General features: G+C 63.0%; 20 protein-coding genes, 1 tRNA gene and 1 pseudogene. 18 read left to right on the forward strand and 4 right to left on the reverse strand.

Going from position 1 to position 18346, the window contains the following annotated elements:
- Positions 1-171, forward strand: a pseudogene (locus ACXJKO_RS13325) (ISNCY family transposase); the annotation flags it as partial.
- A 312-nt stretch (positions 172-483) separates the two neighbouring features.
- On the opposite strand, the gene ACXJKO_RS13330 reads toward ACXJKO_RS13325, so the two are convergent.
- A complete protein-coding gene (locus tag ACXJKO_RS13330; protein ID WP_457091571.1) occupies positions 484-732 on the reverse strand; it encodes a hypothetical protein in 249 nt (82 codons plus the stop codon).
- A gap of 409 nt (positions 733-1141) precedes the next feature.
- A tRNA-Ala gene (locus ACXJKO_RS13335) sits at positions 1142-1217 on the reverse strand.
- 178 nt (positions 1218-1395) lie between these two features.
- On the opposite strand from ACXJKO_RS13335, the gene ACXJKO_RS13340 reads away from it, so the two are divergent.
- The 3 genes from ACXJKO_RS13340 to folD are packed head-to-tail and all read left to right on the forward strand — an operon-like array spanning position 1396 to position 2920.
- The gene (locus ACXJKO_RS13340; RefSeq protein WP_457091572.1) at positions 1396-1686 is read left to right on the forward strand and encodes a YggT family protein; all 291 of its coding nucleotides are present in this window, start codon (positions 1396-1398) and stop codon (positions 1684-1686) included.
- A 17-nt stretch (positions 1687-1703) separates the two neighbouring features.
- Positions 1704-2021, forward strand: a complete 318-nt coding sequence (locus tag ACXJKO_RS13345) for a DUF167 family protein (RefSeq protein WP_457091573.1) — start codon at positions 1704-1706, stop codon at positions 2019-2021.
- Positions 2018-2920, forward strand: a complete 903-nt coding sequence (gene folD / locus ACXJKO_RS13350; RefSeq protein ID WP_457091574.1) for a bifunctional methylenetetrahydrofolate dehydrogenase/methenyltetrahydrofolate cyclohydrolase FolD — start codon at positions 2018-2020, stop codon at positions 2918-2920. The genes ACXJKO_RS13345 and folD overlap by 4 nt, the downstream gene beginning before the upstream one ends.
- On the opposite strand, the gene ACXJKO_RS13355 is transcribed toward folD, so the two are convergent.
- Both ACXJKO_RS13355 and ACXJKO_RS13360 read right to left on the reverse strand, forming a co-directional pair.
- Positions 2921-3583, reverse strand: coding sequence for a hypothetical protein (locus ACXJKO_RS13355; RefSeq protein WP_457091575.1), 663 nt, complete (start codon positions 3581-3583; stop codon positions 2921-2923).
- Between the two features lie 126 nt (positions 3584-3709).
- Entirely contained in the window at positions 3710-4597 is an 888-nt protein-coding gene (locus tag ACXJKO_RS13360; protein ID WP_457091576.1) for a LysR family transcriptional regulator, read from the reverse strand.
- Between the two features lie 202 nt (positions 4598-4799).
- On the opposite strand from ACXJKO_RS13360, the gene sdhC reads away from it, so the two are divergent.
- The 14 genes from sdhC to ACXJKO_RS13430 all read left to right on the forward strand — a co-directional run bounded on the left by sdhC (position 4800) and on the right by ACXJKO_RS13430 (position 18303).
- Positions 4800-5195 (forward strand): succinate dehydrogenase, cytochrome b556 subunit, encoded by a 396-nt coding sequence (sdhC, locus tag ACXJKO_RS13365; protein ID WP_457091577.1) that lies wholly within the window; start codon positions 4800-4802, stop codon positions 5193-5195.
- A 12-nt stretch (positions 5196-5207) separates the two neighbouring features.
- Positions 5208-5627 carry a succinate dehydrogenase, hydrophobic membrane anchor protein gene (sdhD, locus tag ACXJKO_RS13370; protein WP_457091578.1) on the forward strand — a complete coding sequence of 140 codons (420 nt, stop codon included), beginning with the start codon at positions 5208-5210 and terminating at the stop codon, positions 5625-5627.
- Positions 5628-5638: 11 nt separating this feature from the next.
- Positions 5639-7447 carry a succinate dehydrogenase flavoprotein subunit gene (gene sdhA / locus ACXJKO_RS13375; protein ID WP_457091579.1) on the forward strand — a complete coding sequence of 603 codons (1809 nt, stop codon included), beginning with the start codon at positions 5639-5641 and terminating at the stop codon, positions 7445-7447.
- A 124-nt stretch (positions 7448-7571) separates the two neighbouring features.
- Complete coding sequence (locus ACXJKO_RS13380; protein ID WP_457091580.1) at positions 7572-8354, forward strand: succinate dehydrogenase iron-sulfur subunit; 783 nt, start codon at positions 7572-7574, stop codon at positions 8352-8354.
- An 84-nt stretch (positions 8355-8438) separates the two neighbouring features.
- Positions 8439-8654 carry a hypothetical protein gene (locus ACXJKO_RS13385; RefSeq protein ID WP_457091581.1) on the forward strand — a complete coding sequence of 72 codons (216 nt, stop codon included), beginning with the start codon at positions 8439-8441 and terminating at the stop codon, positions 8652-8654.
- Between the two features lie 57 nt (positions 8655-8711).
- Positions 8712-8966, forward strand: coding sequence for a hypothetical protein (locus tag ACXJKO_RS13390; RefSeq protein WP_457091582.1), 255 nt, complete (start codon positions 8712-8714; stop codon positions 8964-8966).
- Between the two features lie 61 nt (positions 8967-9027).
- Positions 9028-9615 (forward strand): AprI/Inh family metalloprotease inhibitor, encoded by a 588-nt coding sequence (locus tag ACXJKO_RS13395; protein WP_457091583.1) that lies wholly within the window; start codon positions 9028-9030, stop codon positions 9613-9615.
- A 98-nt stretch (positions 9616-9713) separates the two neighbouring features.
- Positions 9714-10910, forward strand: a complete 1197-nt coding sequence (gene zapE, locus ACXJKO_RS13400) for a cell division protein ZapE (RefSeq protein ID WP_457091584.1) — start codon at positions 9714-9716, stop codon at positions 10908-10910.
- Complete coding sequence (locus ACXJKO_RS13405) at positions 10907-11539, forward strand: TetR/AcrR family transcriptional regulator (RefSeq protein ID WP_457091585.1); 633 nt, start codon at positions 10907-10909, stop codon at positions 11537-11539. The genes zapE and ACXJKO_RS13405 overlap by 4 nt, the downstream gene beginning before the upstream one ends.
- A gap of 228 nt (positions 11540-11767) precedes the next feature.
- Positions 11768-12730: a malate dehydrogenase gene (gene mdh / locus ACXJKO_RS13410; protein WP_457091586.1), complete on the forward strand. Its 963-nt coding sequence runs from the start codon at positions 11768-11770 to the stop codon at positions 12728-12730.
- Positions 12731-13159 (forward strand): hypothetical protein, encoded by a 429-nt coding sequence (locus ACXJKO_RS13415; protein WP_457091587.1) that lies wholly within the window; start codon positions 12731-12733, stop codon positions 13157-13159.
- Positions 13160-13184: 25 nt separating this feature from the next.
- Positions 13185-14384, forward strand: coding sequence for an ADP-forming succinate--CoA ligase subunit beta (sucC, locus tag ACXJKO_RS13420; protein ID WP_457091588.1), 1200 nt, complete (start codon positions 13185-13187; stop codon positions 14382-14384).
- 11 nt (positions 14385-14395) lie between these two features.
- On the forward strand, positions 14396-15283 hold the full coding sequence (gene sucD, locus ACXJKO_RS13425; RefSeq protein WP_239352096.1) for a succinate--CoA ligase subunit alpha: 888 nt from the start codon (positions 14396-14398) through the stop codon (positions 15281-15283).
- A 59-nt stretch (positions 15284-15342) separates the two neighbouring features.
- Positions 15343-18303, forward strand: coding sequence for a 2-oxoglutarate dehydrogenase E1 component (locus ACXJKO_RS13430; RefSeq protein WP_457091589.1), 2961 nt, complete (start codon positions 15343-15345; stop codon positions 18301-18303).
- Positions 18304-18346 lie beyond the last annotated feature (43 nt).

Consider the following 18346-nt stretch of genomic DNA (forward strand, 5'->3'; position numbering starts at 1 on the left):
AGGACCTTTGACCGACGGCAGCAGGTGGATCAGGCGGCGGTTGTCGAGAACAAGCGGCTGGGTCCGGTGCTGGCCTATATCGCGGAGCGGCAGAAGGAGCTCGACATGAGCCGCAGCCGCAAAGCACCGCGTCGGCGAGGGCAGGCCAAGAGCCTGTTCAAGGTGGGCTGAACTCTCAGCAGTCGCTCCTCAGAAGTGACATCTCTAACGAGCACAATCAGTGACTTGTCTAACGAGTTCTGACATCGCTCTATAATTCCAGATTGTCGCGTCTTGGCACGAAGCTGCCGTTTGCCCAACTTCCGCTTTGAGGTGGAGCCAGGCATCGCTGTTCGGGTACCAAGTGTTAGATTTTAACCACTAGTGCCTGCAACCCCAAAAAGGCCAACATCTGCTTCATTGCCATCCTCCCAACCCAAGCTTGAGTATGGCTAGGCTGGCATGGCGGCGCAACTATGCTCCGTTCAGTCGGGCCGTCATCGCTCAGGCCTCTCCGCCTGCGCCACGGATCTCGGCGTCCCCCAGCCACTTCTGGGCTTCTTCCAGGCTGCCGAACGTGTGCTCTGTCTCTGTGAAGGGCACGGGTCGTTTCTCTGGAGGCAAGTCCGTCAGAAGCTCCACTGTCCATGTAGGATTTTGGGGGTCGCCACTTCGGACAAGGCTGGCGATAATCACTCCATCAAGCAGCACGTCATAGCTGCCGGGTGCGAGCCGAGAGATTGTGTAGGGCATTCTATGCCTCGCCTCTCTTCTTGCGGGTACGAATTGCGGGTGGTGGATCGCGTCTGAGTTTCAGACCAGGAAGGTTGCCGTTCTCCGGCAAGAAGATCACACCTTCTCCTTCAAGGCTTTTCTGGAGACTATGCAGCGTCATAGCCTGAGCATTGAGGCGATGTGATGTATTCCTCGTAGGTCACGCCCATTGTCCTCAGGTGATGAACCGGATGCGGGAATCAATTCGCTCTTGGATTAAAGCTTGGCTGCTGCACGAAGGAGAAGGACGCTTTTGGGGGATCTAGGAAACATTCCGATGGGGCATTGAGGTACACGGCTGAAAGCCCAAACTGCGCCGCTCGCTTACCTATTGCTTACCCGCGTATTGAGGGATTGCGCTGCGCGCCGCATAAGTCATTGAAAATATTGGTGGAGCTGAGGGGAATCGAACCCCTGACCTCTGCAGTGCGATTGCAGCGCTCTCCCATCTGAGCTACAGCCCCGGTCGCTTTTTCAGACCAAGCGGGCCGATTTAGGCCCCCTCGCTCTGCTCTGTCAATCGCTCAGAACGGAGAGTGGAGGTGGGGTTTCGGGGTGGCGAGGCCAGTTTTCGGGCCGGGCGGGTTGTTCAGCTCCGCTTGGAAGGTTACATGAGCAACGCCCGATCCTGACAGGTTACCCATGCGCGCTCTGTTCGAAGTCATTCTGATCGCCCTGCAGCTCTATACGTACATCATCATTGCCGCGGCTATTTTAAGCTGGCTGGTGGCTTTCAACGTGGTCAATTCCCGCAGCGAGCTGGTCCGCTCGATCTGGAAGTTCCTGGATGCGGTGACCGAGCCGGTGCTGCGGCCGATCCGCAATCTCATGCCCAATCTCGGCGGCGTCGATATTTCCCCGGTGATCCTGATCCTGCTGATCATGTTGATCGACCGAGGCATCCGCTACTACATCCTGCCCTTCGTCTATTGAGCGGACTGCCGGCCCCCATGCCCTGGCGCATTCGCTCTGACGGGCTCGAGGTGCGCGTACGGGTGACGCCCCGGGGCGGGCGGGATGCTGTCGATGGGGTGGAGGCCCTGTCCGACGGTCAGCCTGTTCTGAAGGTTCGCGTAAGGGCGATTCCTGAGGATGGTGCGGCCAATGAAGGGGTGAGGCGTCTTCTCGCCAAGGCGTTGAAGCGACCGGCTTCCACGGTTCGCCTGGAGGCGGGCGCGACCGCCCGCGTGAAGACATTTCTGATCACCGGCGAGGCCGAAGCGCTCGCCAGAGACATCGCCGATCTGACAGGACAAGCACGACCATGACCGCCACGACCATCGACGGAAAAGTCTATGCCGAAGGCCTTCGGGCCCGCATCGCGAAGGCCGTTGGGGAATTGTCGGGCAAAGGCGTCACGCCGGGGCTCGCCGTGGTAATCGTCGGCGAGGATCCGGCAAGCCAGCTCTACGTGAAGAACAAGGCCCGCCAGACGGTCGAGGTCGGCATGCGCTCCTTCGAGCACGTGCTGCCAGCCTCGACCTCCGAGGCGGATCTTCTGGCGCTCGTGGCGCAGCTCAATGCGGACCCGGCGGTGGACGGGATCCTCGTGCAATTGCCGCTGCCCAAGCAGATCGACGCGCAGAAGGTGATCGAGGCCATCGATCCGGCGAAGGACGTGGACGGCTTCCACCCCATCAATGCGGGCAAGCTCATGACCGGCGTGCCGGGCCTCGTCTCCTGCACGCCTTTGGGTTGCCTGCTCCTCGTCCAATCCGTACGCCGCGATCTCGCGGGTTTGAATGCCGTGGTGGTGGGCCGCTCCAACATCGTCGGCAAGCCGATGGCGCAGCTCTTGATCGCGCAGAGCTGCACGGTGACGGTTGCGCATTCCAAGACAAAGGATCTTCGCCAAGTCTGCCGCGAGGCCGATATTCTGGTGGCCGCCGTCGGACGGCCTGAAATGGTGCGGGGTGATTGGGTGAAGCCCGGTGCCATCGTGATCGATGTCGGCATCAACCGCGTGCCGAACCCCAATGCCGGAGAGGGCAAGACCAAGGTTGTCGGCGACGTGGCCTATGCGGAGGCAGCTCAGGTCGCCTCCGCCATCACGCCCGTTCCTGGCGGGGTCGGCCCCATGACCATCGCCTGCCTGCTGCGCAACACATTGGAAGCCGCATGCCTGCGCCGCGGCCTCCCGATGCCGGCTGTCGATTTTGCCACCTGATCAGTTCGCCGCGAAGCAGTAGAACAGGCCCGCGCCGCCGGTACTCTTCAGGGCATCCTGGCTGCATCCGCCGCGTGACGAGTGCGAGGTGTTCCAGGATTTGGCCGGCGGTGTCTCATCAAGACCCATGCGGTCGTGATGGCCGAGCATCACGGTTCCGTCCGTGCCGCTCTTCGTCCAGTTGCCGCAGGTCATGTCCTGATTGCCTGCAAAGGCGGTGCCGTCTGCCTGTGATCCGGTGAGCATGTCATGCTGGTTCGGCTGGTCGCCGCGGCCCTTCACCGGCTCACCCTTCTCGGTAAGGGCTGTCTGCTTGTTGAGGTTATTGTTGGCGCTGTGCAGGTCCGCCACGTCCTTGGCGATCACGACACCCTTCGCGTTCTGCCACGGCCCTCGGCCGATGCGGTCCTTGGCGTTGACGGCGGTCGCGCCTTGGGTCGAGAGATAGGCGCGCCACATCTTGCCGCGAATGCCGGCGGCCTCGGCCAGCGTCTGGCAATGGCGGTCGGCCCCATCGAGCCCGCCGAGATCCGCACCCTTGCCAGAGCCTACACTGGTGACGAAAAAGGTTGTGTCGGCGCTCTGCGCCTGAGCGTTATTCACCGGAACGAACGCCAGGCATCCCATCGATGCCAAGAGCCACACGCTGCCTGCTATTCGCATTATTTCCTCCTTTGAAGGACTTCACGACCGTCCTTGTTCACACAGACGGTTCGAGGACAATAATCATTCCGCCCTCACGGCGTTTTGAAGGCAACGTTACAGGTGAACTCCCCATCGCGTGCTCGGTCACGCACCCTTGCGCAAATGCTCCACCAGCTGCCGCACCGAGGGGGGCAGGTCTTTCAGGGAACGGATGCAGAGGGTGAGGTCGCGGGCGGCCCATGCATCATCGAGAGCGACGATGCCGATGGCCGTGGTGCGGGCGGTGCGTTGGGCGGTCGTTTCCGGCACGATGCCGAGGCCGACGCCCGCTTCCACCATGCGGCAGACCGCATCGAAGCTGCGCAGCTGAACCCGGAGACGGATGGGTTTGCCGATGCGGGTGGCCTTGCCGGCGAGGAAACGCTGGAGGGCGCTTGCCCGGTCGAGGCCGACGAAATCGTGGTCCAGCACCTCGGCAAAGGGGATGCTGGCGCGGGAGGCGAGGGGGTGCCCGTTCGGCACCACGAGCACGAACCGGTCGCTGCGGAAGGGATAGGTCTCGAGCTGCCCCGTATCGACGGTGCCCGCCACGATGCCAAGATCGCCGACGCCTTCCGCAACGAGGCCTACGATCTCGTCGCTCAGGCGCTCCTCGAGATCGATGGAGACCTGTGGGTGCTTGGCGAGAAAGGCGCTGAGCGCCTCCGGCAGGAACTCGGTCAGCGCATTGGTGTTCGAGAGGATCCGGATCTGGCCTGCCAGGCCACCAGTGAAGGAGCCCAGATCCTCCCGCAGGCGCTCGGCCTGGGCGAGGAGGGTTCGTGCATGTGTAAGCAGAGTGCGCCCGGCGGGCGTCGGCACCACGCCCTGGCGGTTGCGCAGGAGGAGGGGCGCGCCTAGCGACTTCTCCATATTACGAATGCGGGTGCTGGCGGCGGCGAGCGCCAGATTGGCCCGCTCGGCTCCATGGGTGATGCTGCCCGCCTCGACCACATGGCGGAAGAGGCTCAAATCCGTCAGATCGAATAACATAAGCTTCCTTCGTCATTCGCGAAGGCAGATAAGAATAATTAAAAATTGCGCAATGAGAAGACCTGAAGCACACTTCGCGGATGACGAAGTATGCCGTTTGTCACGAAGTTGGGCAGAAGGCGCATTGCGGTGTTGCCGCGCTTCCGTTACGAACCATTCCAAACTACGGGCGACGTAACGTCGCCGATCAGGAGTGATTGCCATGGCTGAGGCGAAGCTGGCCCCGAGGCCCCTGTCCCCACATCTTCAAGTCTATCGCTGGAGCTGGACGATGGCGATGTCCATCGTCCATCGCGCCACGGGAACGGCTCTTTATTTCGGCATCGCGCTCTTCGCGATCTGGCTCGTGGCCCTGGCCTCCGGCCCTTCGGCTTTCGATACCGTCCAATGGTTCTTCGGCTCGCCGATCGGCTACCTGATCCTCTTCGGCTATACCTGGGTTCTCATGCACCACATGCTCGGCGGCGTGCGCCACCTCGTGTGGGATTTCGGCTACGGCATGGAACCGGTCCAGCGCATCAACATGGCCCGCTTCACCCTCGTCGGCTCCATCGTGCTGACTCTGGCGATCTGGGTGATCGCCTTTCTCGCGTTCTAAGGAGACGGACACATGGCCGACAACAGGGCTGATACCCGCGTTTCCATGCGCACCCCGCTCGCCCGCGTGAAGGGCCTCGGCGCAGCCGGGCACGGTGTCGAGCATTGGTGGCTCCACCGCGTCACGGCGGTGGCGAACGTCCCGCTCATCATCGCCTTCGTGATCATCGTCGCGTCGCTCGCTGCCTCGCCGTCCTATCAGGAGGCGATCGCCATCATCTCGCATCCGCTCGTCGCGATCATCCTGATCCTCGCGGTGATATCCGTGGCGAACCACATGCGGCTCGGCATGCAGATCGTGATCGACGACTACGTTCACGACAAGGGCCTCAAGATCGTCGCCACGATCGCGAACAATTTCTATGCGTCGATCATCGGAGTGGCCTGCCTCTACGCCATTCTCAAGGTCAGCCTCGGCCGCATTCTGGTTTAAGGAATTCTCTCATGGCTCAAGCAACGAACGGCAAGGCCTACACCATCATCGACCACACCTTCGACGTGGTGGTCGTGGGTGCCGGCGGCGCGGGCCTTCGCGCCACCGTCGGCTGTTCGCAGGCCGGTCTTCGCACCGCCTGCATCACCAAGGTGTTCCCCACGCGCTCGCACACGGTTGCGGCGCAGGGCGGCATTTCCGCCTCGCTCGGCAACATGGGCCCGGATGATTGGCGCTGGCACATGTACGACACCGTGAAGGGCTCGGACTGGCTCGGCGACCAGGATGCCATCGAGTATCTCGTGCGCAACGCGCCCGCCGCCGTCTATGAGCTGGAGCACTGGGGCGTTCCCTTTTCCCGCACGGCGGAAGGAAAGATTTATCAGCGCCCCTTCGGCGGTATGACCACCGAGTTCGGCAAGGGCACAGCGCAGCGCACCTGCGCCGCCGCCGACCGCACGGGCCACGCGATCCTGCACACGCTCTACGGTCAGGCCGTGCGCAACCAGACGAACTTCTTCATCGAGTATTTCGCCCTCGACCTGATGATGGATTCCGATGGCCGCTGCATCGGCGTCGTGGCTCTCAATCAATCGACCGGCGAGATCCATCGCTTCCGCGCCCACATGACGATCCTCGCCACGGGCGGCTACGGACGCGCGTATTTCTCCGCCACCTCCGCGCATACCTGCACGGGCGACGGCAACGCGATGGTGCTGCGCGCCGGCCTGCCGCTGCAGGACATGGAATTCGTGCAGTTCCACCCCACCGGCATCTACGGTTCGGGCTGCCTCATCACCGAGGGCGCGCGCGGCGAGGGCGGCTACCTCACCAACTCGGAAGGCGAGCGCTTCATGGAGCGTTACGCACCCTCCGCGAAGGACCTTGCCTCCCGTGACGTGGTCTCCCGCGCGATGACCATGGAGATCCGCGCCGGACGCGGCGTGGGCAAGAACAAGGACCACATCTACCTGCACCTCGATCACCTCGACCCGAAGATCCTGCACGAGCGCCTGCCCGGCATCTCGGAGAGCGCGAAGATTTTCGCGGGCGTCGACGTGACGAAGGAGCCGATCCCGGTTCTGCCGACCGTGCACTACAACATGGGCGGCATTCCCACGAACTATCACGGCGAAGTGCTGACCCTGAAGAACGGCAACCCCGACACGGTGGTGCCGGGCCTCATGGCGCTCGGCGAAGCGGCCTGCGTATCCGTGCATGGCGCGAACCGCCTCGGCTCCAACTCGCTCATCGACCTCGTGGTGTTCGGCCGCGCGGCCGGCCTGCGCTGCGCCGAAATCATGGAGCCGAACGCCCGTCACGCGGATCTGCCGAAGCGCGCCGACGATCTCGCGCTCTCGCGCCTCGACAAGTTCCGCTATGCCAACGGTTCGACCTCGACCGCCGAACTGCGCCTCCAGATGCAGAAGACCATGCAGAACAACTGCGCGGTGTTCCGCACCGGCGAGGTTCTGGACGAGGGCAAGAAGCTCATCCACGACGTGTGGAACGCTTCCGCCGACGTCAAAGTCACGGATCGTTCGCTCATTTGGAACACTGATCTTCTCGAGACGCTCGAGTTCGACAACCTCATCGGTCAGGCCGTTGTCACCATGGAAGGTGCTGCCAACCGTCAGGAATCGCGCGGCGCGCATGCCCGCGAGGACTTCTCCGAGCGCGACGACAAGAACTGGATGAAGCACACGCTGGCATGGCTCGACGACACCTCGCACAAGGTGACGCTCGATTACCGTCCGGTGCACACCTACACCATGTCCAACGACATCCAGTATATCGAGCCGAAGGCTCGCGTGTACTAACCAACACCCGTCTTGGCCGGACTTGTTCCGGCCATCCACGTCTTCCCACGCCGGCGCGAAGCAAAGGCGTGGATACCCGGCTGAAAGCGCCGGGCATGACGAAGTAGAGGCAAGGTAAGTCCTAATGGCCCAGTTCCAACTTCCCAAAAACTCCCGCTACACCGAAGGCAAGTCCTGGCCGAAGCCGGCGGGCGCCTCCAACGTTCAGGAATTCCGCATCTATCGCTGGAACCCGGATGACGGCGCGAACCCGCGCATCGACACGTATTATGTCGATCGCGACGATTGCGGCCCGATGGTTCTCGACGCGCTGTTGTGGATCAAGAACAACGTCGACTCGACGTTGGTCTTCCGCCGCTCCTGCCGCGAGGGCATCTGCGGTTCCTGCGCCATGAACATCATGGGCGGCAACACGCTGGCCTGTACGCTCGGCATCGACGATTGCGGATCGGGTTCGATCAAAATCTATCCGCTGCCGCACATGCCGGTGCTGAAGGATCTGGTGCCCGACCTCACGAGCTTCTTCGCCCAGCACGCCTCCATCGAGCCTTGGCTGAAGACGGAAACGGCGGAACCCGAGACCGAGTGGCGTCAGACGCCGGAAGAGCGCTCCAAGCTCGACGGCCTCTACGAGTGCATTCTCTGCGCCTGCTGCACCACGTCGTGCCCGAGCTATTGGTGGAACGGCGACCGCTTCCTGGGTCCTGCGGCTCTCCTCCAGGCCTATCGCTGGCTCATCGACAGCCGCGACGAGGCCACCGGCGAGCGCCTCGACAACCTGCATGATCCCTTCCGGCTCTATCGCTGCCACACGATCATGAACTGCGCCAACACCTGCCCGAAGGGCCTGAACCCGGCAAAGGCCATTGCCGAGGTGAAGAAGATGATGATCGCGCGGGCGGTCTAATCGGGACAAAAAGCCTAGCGCAGGCGATACGTTTTATTGTAACACTCCGGGCCCGATCCGCTGGATCGGGCCCGGWGTTTTTTCATGCCTGTATTTCTCGCCATCCTCGGGGCGCTCGCCGCCGCCGCCTTCTGGTACTACCGCATGCGCGACGTGGGGACCGCCGCCGGCGAGGTGATCGACGCAGCGCAGCGGGCGCGGGGCGCCTATCGCCGCAAGCAGTTCCGCAAGAAAGCCGAAAGCTCTCCCATCGAAGCGGTCAAGGATCCGGCCGCTGCGGCGGTCGCCATGCTGATTTAGCTCACGAGCGAGCGCGGCAGCCTCAGCACTGCCGCGATAGTGGCGATCAAGGCCGAGATGGAACACGTGATGGGCCTGGTGGCGGTCGATGAGATCTTCACCTTCTCGAACTGGGTCGCGGGCCACGCGACCGATCCGAAAATCCTGTCCCTGCGCTTCGCCAAACTCTGGACCGATAATCTCCAGCCTTCGGAACGGGCGGATATTTATGAAATGGCCAAACGGATCGTTGAGACCGATGGCGCGCCGAACGATGCTCAGCTGAGCGCGTTGAGAACCTTGCGTGATCGTCTCGGCTTGACACGCCCGTGATGTCTGCCATTTCAGTCTAGCCAAAACCAAATTCCCCCCGATACGAGAAGCACTTGCCGCAATGATCGCACTGACATCCCGTGGGTTCGCCCTCACCGCCACCCTTTGTGCCGTCCTGGCGCTCGGTGCATGCACGTCCAGCCGCTTGGGCGGATTCGGCGGCTCGCAGGGACGCGCTGCCGCGCCCGTGCCGACACCCGAGCCGATCGAGGCGATTCCCTCCGGCGGCGTCGAATCCGCTCCACTGGCACCCATTGAAGGCCAGCCGCTGCCGCCGATCGGCGCCGCGCCGGGGATGGCCCCGTCCGCGCCCGGCATGGACATGGCGGCAGCACCTCCGGTCGCGGCCCCCGCGCCGGCTGCTCCCGCCAGCCGCACCTCCATGATCGGCAACTGGTCGGTGCGTGATGCGTCCGGCGCCTCCTGCCGCGTCTCGCTGTCGAGCTCGCCGGCTCTCGATCTTTACCGGGCTACGGCATCCGGCTGCTCGAACCAGGACCTGTCCCGCGTCAATGCCTGGGATTACCGCGACGGCGAGGTCTATCTCTACCAGACAGGCGGCGCGGTGGCCGCGCGCCTGCGCGGTTCGTCCTCCGCACTCTCGGGCGTGCTCGCCAAGTCCGGCGCGCCGCTGTCTCTCTCTCGGTAAGCGTCATCCCAAAATCGTTGGGGCGGATTGCGCGAAACACATGCCGCAATCCGCCTCAGCGTTTGCGCTTCCCGGACTGGAACGGTATCGATTGATCCGTGACCGATACCCATCTTCCATCGCCGCATTCCATCACAGCCCGCTACGATGCTCTGGTTTCAGCCGGAGCCATCGAGCGCGATCCCGCGCAGGTGAAGCTACTACGGCGGCTGGAAACACTCGCCGAGGCTCTCGGCCAGGTGCGCCTTGCGCGCAAGCCCAGCGCGCTCGGTTGGCTTTTCGGCAAGAAGACGCAGGCCGCTCCACTGAGAGGGCTCTATGTCTGGGGTTCGGTGGGGCGCGGCAAGACCATGCTCATGGACCTGTTCTTCGAGGCGCTGCCGGTCAGGCGCAAGCGCCGGGTCCATTTCCATGCCTTCATGGCTGACGTGCATGAGCGCATCCACGCCTTCCGCCAGAAGCTGAAGACCGGTGAGGCGAAGGGCGACGATCCCATCGCGCCGGTCGCCGAAGCGCTCGCCGAAGAGGCCTGGGTGCTCTGCTTCGACGAGTTCACCGTCACCGACATCGCCGATGCGATGATCCTCGGGCGGCTGTTCACGGCGCTCTTCGCCCATGGCGTCGTAGTCATCGCCACCTCCAACGTGGAGCCGAGCCGGCTCTATGAGGGTGGCCTCAATCGCTCGCTCTTCCTGCCCTTCATCGATCTGCTGCAGGATCGCATGGAGATCGTGAAGCTGGAATCGCGCACCGATTTCCGCCTCGAAAAGCTCGCGGGCAGCCCTGTCTTCTATGCTCCCGCCAATGAGCATTCCCGCACGGCTCTCACCCGCGCCTTCAAGAGCCTCACGGGGCGAGAGAGCGGCAAGCCGCTTACGCTCACCGTGAAGGGCCATCCCGTCGAGGTGCCGCAGGCGGCGGGCGGTGTAGCGCGCTTCTCCTTCGAGGATCTCTGCTCGAAGCCCCTGGGCGCCAGCGACTTTCTGACTGTGGCCGAGGAGTTCCACACGGTCGTTCTCGAAAATATCCCGGTCATGAGCTTCGAGCGCCGCAACGAAGCCAAGCGCTTCATCATGCTCATCGACGCGCTCTATGATGCCCATGTGAAGCTGCTGGCCTCCGCGGATGCCGAGGCGACGGAACTGTATCAGGCGGATTCGGGCCGCGAGGCCTTCGAGTTCGACCGCACGGTCTCGCGCCTCATCGAGATGCGCTCCGAGGAATACCTGTCCCTTCCCCATGGCCGGGCGGATTCGGAAGCCTCCGGCAGCGCTGAGGGGCTAGCCGAGACATGAAGCGCCCCCGCAGCGGTCTTTCCCGTCTTGTGGAGGCCGATGCCCCGGCGGATGCGCGGCTGCTGACCATCGCCGCCGACCAGCTCAAGCGCTTCGGCCCCAAGAACGTGACGGTGGTGAGCATCGCCGATGCGGCGGGCATGACCCATGCTAATGTCTACCGCTATTTCGCCTCGAAGGCCGCGCTCATCGATGCGGTGGCCGGCCAATGGCTCCGGCGGCTCGAGGCCACCATCGCCGATATCGCGGATGCGCCCGATCCGGCCGACGACAAGCTGGAGCGCCTCATCCAGGCCTGGGCTCATACCCACCGGGAACTCCTGCGGGAAGACCGCCACCTTTTCGATGTCCTCTGCTCCGCCACCGAGACATCAAGAGCCCTGGTCCGTAAGCACCGCTCCCGCATGCGGGCGCTGATCGAGCGGGTCTTGGACGAGGGGATAGCGACCGGAAAGTTCGACCCCCGGGATCGGGAAAGGGCGCTCGCCTTCATCAGCGATGCGGTCTACCGCTTCATCAATCCCCTGAACGTCAGGCTCGACGCCGAGGTCCCGCAGGACCTCCTGGACCAGCGCCTCGCCGCCATGATCCGGGTCATTCTCCGCTCCCTGGATATCGGAACGGTCTAGGCTAAGTTACAAATATTAAAATTTGTAACATGAAATTCTGTGCCGCGACAGTGTTGCTAAATAGCTGAAGATGCTGCGAAAAAGCCAATAGACAAGCTAGGCTGCTGTGCCCGTTAACCCCAAAGCCTTACCGGTTAACCTTTTGCTGGCTTGAAGAGGACCCATTTCTGAGTCAAACAGCGCCACACTTCACAAGGCCCCAGCTTCCACAACATCCAAGGACAAACCATGGCCCGGAAAAAGATCGCGCTCATCGGTGCAGGCCAGATCGGCGGTACGCTCGCCCATCTCGTCGGCTTGAAGGAACTCGGCGACGTCATTCTCTTCGACATTGCGGAAGGCATCCCCCAGGGCAAAGGTCTCGATATCGCGGAATCCGCTCCGGTCGACGGTTTCGACGCCAAGTACAAGGGCGCGAACGACTACGCTGACATCGCGGGCGCCGATGTGATCATCGTGACCGCCGGCGTGCCGCGCAAGCCCGGCATGAGCCGCGACGACCTGATCGGCATCAACCTGAAGGTCATGGAAGCTGTCGGCAACGGCATCAAGCAATATGCCCCGAATGCCTTCGTCATCTGCATCACCAACCCGCTCGACGCCATGGTGTGGGCGCTCCAGAAGTTCTCCGGCCTGGCTCCTGAGAAGATCGTCGGCATGGCCGGCGTGCTGGACTCCGCCCGCTTCCGCCACTTCCTCGCCGAGGAATTCAACGTATCGGTCGAGGATGTGACCGCCTTCGTGCTCGGCGGCCACGGCGACGACATGGTGCCGCTCGTGCGCTACTCCACGGTTGCCGGCGTTCCGCTGCCCGACCTCGTGAAGATGGGCTGGACCTCTCAGGCAAAGCTCGACGCCATGGTCGAGCGCACCCGTAAGGGTGGCGGCGAGATCGTCAACCTGCTCAAGACCGGCTCCGCCTTCTACGCGCCGGCCGCTTCCGCCATCGCGATGGCCGAGAGCTACCTCAAGGACAAGAAGCGCGTTCTGCCCTGCGCGGCTTACCTGAACGGTCAGTACGGCGTGAAGGACATGTTCGTCGGCGTTCCGATCGTGATCGGTGAGAACGGCGTCGAGCGTATCCTCGAGGTCGAGTTCTCCGGCGAGGAGAAGGCCATGTTCGAGAAGTCCGTCGCTTCCGTGCAGGGCCTCATTGACGCCTGCAAGCAGGTCAACCCAGCGCTGGCTTAAATGAACACGCTCCTTCGCTTCGCTTCGTTCGGGATCGCCGCCGCTCTCGCGGGAGGCCTGCTTTTTGCAGGCCCCGCGCTGACGGCTCCTGTGCGCAAGATGATTGCGATGGAGTACGTGTCGATTGAGCCTCGTGCTCTTGCCGACCAGGTTGCGGATGTAGCCCGCAGATGCTGGATCGCAAAAGATCCGGCTTTCGCAGGTTTCAAGTTCGATGGCATCGAACAGGGCGCGGAGGCAACAACCTTTCGCGTCAAGTTCGCCGACAAGCCGAAAGCCAAGGATGCAGCGCCGCGCTATTTTCGCGTTCTCATCGGCAAGGCTGGCTCCGGTCTCGCTGTGATCGCCGAGCAGGAAAGCATCGATCTTCGTCCGTCGATCGAAGACCATATCAATGTGCTGATGAAAGGTCGCGCCGTTTCGTGTTGACGCGCGATCTACAGAGGAAGAGCTCATGAATATCCATGAATATCAAGGCAAAGCCGTTCTGAAGGAGTTCGGTCTTCCGGTCTCCAATGGCGTCGCCATCTTCTCCGCCGACGAGGCGGAAGCAGCCGCCAAGCAGCTCGGCGGTCCGCTCTGGGTCGTGAAATCCCAGATCCATGCGGGCGGTCGCGGCAAAGGCAAGTTCAAGGAAGCTGCCGCCGGCGAAAAGGGCGGCGTGCGCCTCGCCAAGTCCGTGGAAGAGGTGAAGGAATTCGCTAAGCAGATGCTCGGCAACACCCTCGTCACCATCCAGACGGGCGACGCCGGCAAGCAGGTCAACCGTCTCTATATCGAAGACGGCTCCGACATCGAGCGTGAGCTTTATCTCTCCATGCTCGTCGACCGCGCCACCGGCCGGGTTGCCTTCGTCGTCTCGACGGAAGGCGGCATGGATATCGAGCAGGTCGCTCACGACACTCCTGAGAAGATCCTCACCTTCTCCGTCGATCCGGCCACCGGCGTCATGCCCCATCACGGCCGCACGGTCGCCAAGGCGCTGGGTCTCACCGGCCCGCTCGCCAAGGAAGCCGAGGATCTGGTCACGAAGCTCTACAAGGCCTTCACCGCGAAGGACATGGAGATGCTCGAGATCAACCCGCTGATCGTCACCAAGGACAACCATCTGAAGTGCCTCGACGCGAAGATCTCCTTCGACGGCAATGCACTTTATCGTCACCCTGACGTGGTTGCGCTGCGCGACATCACGGAAGAGGACGCGAAGGAAATCGAGGCCTCCAAGTACGACCTCGCCTATATCGCGCTCGACGGCACCATCGGCTGCATGGTCAACGGCGCAGGCCTCGCGATGGCGACCCTCGACATCATCAAGCTCTACGGCGAAGAGCCGGCGAACTTCCTCGATGTGGGCGGCGGCGCATCCGAAGAGAAGGTGACGGCGGCATTCAAGATCATCACCGCCGATCCGCAGGTGAAGGGCATCCTCGTCAACATCTTCGGCGGCATCATGAAGTGCGATGTCATTGCGCGCGGCGTTATCGCCGCGGTGAAGGCGGTCGGCCTCCAGGTTCCGCTGGTCGTGCGCCTCGAGGGCACGAACGTGGAAGAAGGCAAGAAGATCATCCGCGAGTCCGGCCTCAACGTGATCCCTGCCGACGACCTCGACGACGCCGCCCAGAAGATCGTGAACGCCGTACGCGGCGGAAAGTAAGGTTCGAGCTGATGTCCATTCTGATCGACAAGAACACCAAGGTCATCTGCCAGGGCTTTACCGGCAAGAACGGGACCTTCCACTCCGAGCAGGCCATCGCCTACGGCACCAAGATGGTCGGCGGCACCTCGCCCGGCAAAGGCGGCTCCACGCACCTGAACCTGCCCGTGTTCGACACGGTCATGGAAGCGCGCGAGAAGACCGGCGCCGACGCCTCGGTCGTCTACGTTCCGCCCCCGGGCGCCGCTGACGCGATCTGTGAGGCTATTCAGGCCGAGATCCCGCTCATCGTCTGCATCACGGAAGGCATTCCGGTACAGGACATGGTGCGCGTGAAGCGCTCGCTCGTGGGCTCCAAGTCGCGCCTCATCGGCCCGAACTGCCCCGGCATCGTGACCGCGGGTGAATCGAAGATCGGCATCATGCCGGCCAACATCTTCCGTCCCGGTTCGGTCGGCATCGTGTCGCGCTCCGGCACGCTCACCTATGAAGCCGTGTTCCAGACCACCAACGAAGGCCTCGGCCAGACCACCGCTGTCGGCATCGGCGGCGACCCGGTGAAGGGCACCGAGTTCATAGACATGCTCGACATGTTCCTCTCCGATCCCAAGACCGAGTCGATCATCATGATCGGCGAGATCGGCGGCTCGGCCGAGGAAGAGGCGGCCGAGTTCATCGCCCGCGAAGCCAAGAAGGGCCGCAAGAAGCCGATGGTCGGCTTCATCGCCGGCCGCACGGCTCCTCCCGGACGCCGTATGGGCCATGCCGGTGCGATCATCTCCGGCGGCAAGGGCGGCGCGGAAGACAAGATCGCCGCGATGGAAGCCGCGGGCATCCGCGTCTCGCCGTCCCCGGCACGACTGGGCAAGACCCTGGTCGAGGTTCTCAAGGGTAAGTAACCAGAATAGGCCGCCCCGGTGTCGGGGCGGCCAATCACCTTTTTGATGTGTAGGTTGCCATGGCACGCCAAGACGCCAACGAAAACTTCCTGAACACCGCTTTCCTCTATGGGGCGAACGCGTCCTATATCGAGGAGCTCCAGGCCCGCTACGAGAAGGATCCGTCCTCGGTCGATGCCGAGTGGCAGGCGTTCTTCGGCGCGCTGAAAGATGACAAGCAGGCTGTCGAGAAGGCGGCCAACGGCCCCTCCTGGGAAAAGCCGAACTGGCCGATTCCTGCCAACGGCGATCTGATTTCCGCGCTCGACGGCAACTGGGCGCAGGTCGAGAAGGCCGTTGGCGACAAGATCAAGGCGAAGGCCGACGCCAAGGGCCCGCAGATCAGCCAGGCCGAAGTGCTCCAGGCGACCCGCGATTCCGTGCGCGCCATCATGCTGATCCGCGCCTATCGCGTGCGCGGCCACCTGCATGCGAAGCTCGACCCGCTCAACATCAATCCTCCCCCGAGCGACGAGGAACTGCATCCGTCCCATTACGGCTTCACGGAAGCCGACTGGGACCGCAAGATCTTCCTCGACAACGTGCTCGGCCTCGAATTCGGCACGATCCGCGAGATCGTCGCCATCCTCGAGCGCACCTATTGCCAAACGCTCGGCGTCGAGTTCATGCACATCTCCGATCCGGTCGAGAAGGCCTGGATTCAGGAGCGCATCGAAGGTCCCGATAAGGAGATCACCTTCACGAAGGAAGGCAAGCGCGCCATCCTCAACAAGCTCATCGAGGCCGAAGGCTTCGAGAAGTTTCTCGATGTCCGCTACACCGGCACCAAGCGCTTCGGCCTGGATGGCGGCGAGTCGCTCATTCCGGCTCTCGAACAGATCATCAAGCGCGGTGGAAACCTGGGCACGAAGGAAATCGTATTCGGCATGGCCCATCGTGGCCGCCTGAACGTACTGACCCAGGTGATGGGCAAGCCGCACCGTGCGCTGTTCCACGAGTTCAAGGGCGGCTCCTTTGCCCCCGACGACGTAGAAGGCTCGGGCGACGTAAAGTACCACCTCGGCGCTTCCTCGGACCGCACCTTCGACGGCAACAACGTCCACCTGTCGCTCACCGCCAACCCCTCGCACCTCGAGATCGTCGATCCCGTGGTGCTCGGCAAGGTGCGCGCCAAGCAGGACCAGCACGGCTGCACGCCGGATAACCGCAGCGCCGTGATGCCGCTGCTTATCCATGGCGACGCAGCCTTCGCGGGTCAGGGCGTGGTGGCGGAGTGCCTTGGTCTTTCGGGACTGCGCGGCCACCGCACCGGCGGCTCGATCCACTTCATCATCAACAACCAGATCGGCTTCACAACCGATCCGCGCTTCTCGCGCTCCTCGCCCTATCCGTCGGATGTGGCGAAGATGGTCGAGGCGCCGATCTTCCACGTGAACGGCGACGATCCGGAAGCCGTGGTGTTCGCCGCGAAGGTGGCCACCGAATACCGTCAGCGCTTCCAGAAGCCTGTCGTCATCGACATGTTCTGCTACCGCCGCTTCGGTCACAACGAGGGCGACGAGCCGTCGTTCACGCAGCCGCTCATGTACCGCAAGATCCGGCAGCATCCGGGCATCATCGAGCTCTATTCCAAGAAGCTCATCGCCGAGGGCGTCATCACCGAGGCCGAGCTCGACGAGATGAAGGCGACCTGGCGCTCGAAGCTCGACGCCGAGTTCGACATCGCCTCCAACTACAAGCCCAACAAGGCAGACTGGCTCGATGGCCGCTGGTCGGGCCTCAAGGCCGTGCGCGAGGATCAGGACGATCCGCGCCGTGGCCAGACGGGCATGCCCATGGAGACCCTGCAGCAGATCGGCAAGGCGCTCACCAGCGTGCCGGAGGGCTTCCACGTCCACAAGACGATCCAGCGCTTCCTCGACAACCGCAAGAAGATGCTGGAAACCGGCCAGGGCCTGGATTGGGCCATGGGCGAGGCGCTTGCCTTCGGCTCGCTCCTGGTCGAAGGTCATCGCGTGCGCCTCTCCGGTCAGGATTGCGAGCGCGGCACCTTCTCGCAGCGCCACTCGGTTCTCACGGACCAGGAGAACGAGGAGCGTTACACCAACCTCAACCACATCCGTGACGATCAGGCCCGCTACGAGGTCATCAACTCAATGCTCTCGGAGGAGGCGGTGCTCGGTTTTGAGTACGGCTACACCCTGTCCGAGCCGAATGCGCTCACCCTGTGGGAAGCCCAGTTCGGCGACTTCGCCAACGGCGCTCAGGTGATCTTCGACCAGTTCGTCTCTAGCGGGGAGCGCAAGTGGTTGCGCATGTCGGGCCTCGTCTGCCTGCTGCCGCACGGCTACGAGGGCCAGGGTCCGGAGCACTCCTCCGCTCGTCTTGAGCGCTTCCTGCAGATGTGCGCCGAGGACAACATGCAGGTCGCCTATTGCTCGACGCCGGCGAACTACTTCCACATCCTGCGCCGTCAGTTGAAGCGCGATTTCCGCAAGCCGCTCATTCTGATGACGCCGAAGTCCCTGCTGCGCCACAAGCGCTGCACCTCGTCGCTTGCCGACTTCGCGGAGGGAACCTCGTTCCACCGCGTGCTGCGGGATGACGCGCAACGCGGCATGGACGGCATCAAGCTGGTGAAGGACGACAAGATCCGGCGCGTGGTGATCTGCACGGGCAAGGTCTATTACGACCTGCTCGAAGAGCGCGAGAAGCGGGGCATCGACGATGTGTACCTGCTGCGCGTGGAGCAGCTCTATCCGTTCCCGGCGAAATCCGTCGCCAATGAGCTTGCCCGCTTCAAGAAGGCCGATGTGGTGTGGTGCCAGGAAGAGCCCAAGAACATGGGCTCCTGGATGTTCGTCGAGCCCTATCTCGAATGGGTGCTCAAGACGGCAGGCTCGAAGGTGGACCGTCCGCGCTATGTGGGCCGCCCCGCCTCCGCGGCGACCGCGACGGGTCTCATGTCCAAGCACATGAACCAGCTGCAAGCTTTCCTCGACGAGGCTTTCGCGGCATAAATTCCGCGGACGCTCTCATCCATTCCGAGGGGCTCGGCCGAGC

It is taken from the genome of Microvirga sp. P5_D2, assembly GCF_054049475.1.

Excerpts from the sequence above, each read along its gene's own strand:
- ACXJKO_RS13355 (WP_457091575.1), bottom strand. The coding sequence starts at position 3,583 with ATGCGAATAGCAGGCAGCGTGTGGCTCTTGGCATCGATGGGATGCCTG.
- ACXJKO_RS13390 (WP_457091582.1), top strand. The coding sequence starts at position 8,712 with ATGGAACACGTGATGGGCCTGGTGGCGGTCGATGAGATCTTCACCTTC.
- ACXJKO_RS13385 (WP_457091581.1), top strand. The coding sequence starts at position 8,439 with ATGCCTGTATTTCTCGCCATCCTCGGGGCGCTCGCCGCCGCCGCCTTC.
- mdh (WP_457091586.1), top strand. The coding sequence starts at position 11,768 with ATGGCCCGGAAAAAGATCGCGCTCATCGGTGCAGGCCAGATCGGCGGT.
- ACXJKO_RS13380 (WP_457091580.1), top strand. The coding sequence starts at position 7,572 with ATGGCCCAGTTCCAACTTCCCAAAAACTCCCGCTACACCGAAGGCAAG.
- sdhC (WP_457091577.1), top strand. The coding sequence starts at position 4,800 with ATGGCTGAGGCGAAGCTGGCCCCGAGGCCCCTGTCCCCACATCTTCAA.
- sdhA (WP_457091579.1), top strand. The coding sequence starts at position 5,639 with ATGGCTCAAGCAACGAACGGCAAGGCCTACACCATCATCGACCACACC.
- ACXJKO_RS13405 (WP_457091585.1), top strand. The coding sequence starts at position 10,907 with ATGAAGCGCCCCCGCAGCGGTCTTTCCCGTCTTGTGGAGGCCGATGCC.
- sucC (WP_457091588.1), top strand. The coding sequence starts at position 13,185 with ATGAATATCCATGAATATCAAGGCAAAGCCGTTCTGAAGGAGTTCGGT.
- folD (WP_457091574.1), top strand. The coding sequence starts at position 2,018 with ATGACCGCCACGACCATCGACGGAAAAGTCTATGCCGAAGGCCTTCGG.
- ACXJKO_RS13340 (WP_457091572.1), top strand. The coding sequence starts at position 1,396 with ATGCGCGCTCTGTTCGAAGTCATTCTGATCGCCCTGCAGCTCTATACG.
- ACXJKO_RS13345 (WP_457091573.1), top strand. The coding sequence starts at position 1,704 with ATGCCCTGGCGCATTCGCTCTGACGGGCTCGAGGTGCGCGTACGGGTG.
- ACXJKO_RS13415 (WP_457091587.1), top strand. The coding sequence starts at position 12,731 with ATGAACACGCTCCTTCGCTTCGCTTCGTTCGGGATCGCCGCCGCTCTC.
- sucD (WP_239352096.1), top strand. The coding sequence starts at position 14,396 with ATGTCCATTCTGATCGACAAGAACACCAAGGTCATCTGCCAGGGCTTT.
- sdhD (WP_457091578.1), top strand. The coding sequence starts at position 5,208 with ATGGCCGACAACAGGGCTGATACCCGCGTTTCCATGCGCACCCCGCTC.
- ACXJKO_RS13360 (WP_457091576.1), bottom strand. The coding sequence starts at position 4,597 with ATGTTATTCGATCTGACGGATTTGAGCCTCTTCCGCCATGTGGTCGAG.
- ACXJKO_RS13430 (WP_457091589.1), top strand. The coding sequence starts at position 15,343 with ATGGCACGCCAAGACGCCAACGAAAACTTCCTGAACACCGCTTTCCTC.
- ACXJKO_RS13330 (WP_457091571.1), bottom strand. The coding sequence starts at position 732 with ATGCCCTACACAATCTCTCGGCTCGCACCCGGCAGCTATGACGTGCTG.
- ACXJKO_RS13395 (WP_457091583.1), top strand. The coding sequence starts at position 9,028 with ATGATCGCACTGACATCCCGTGGGTTCGCCCTCACCGCCACCCTTTGT.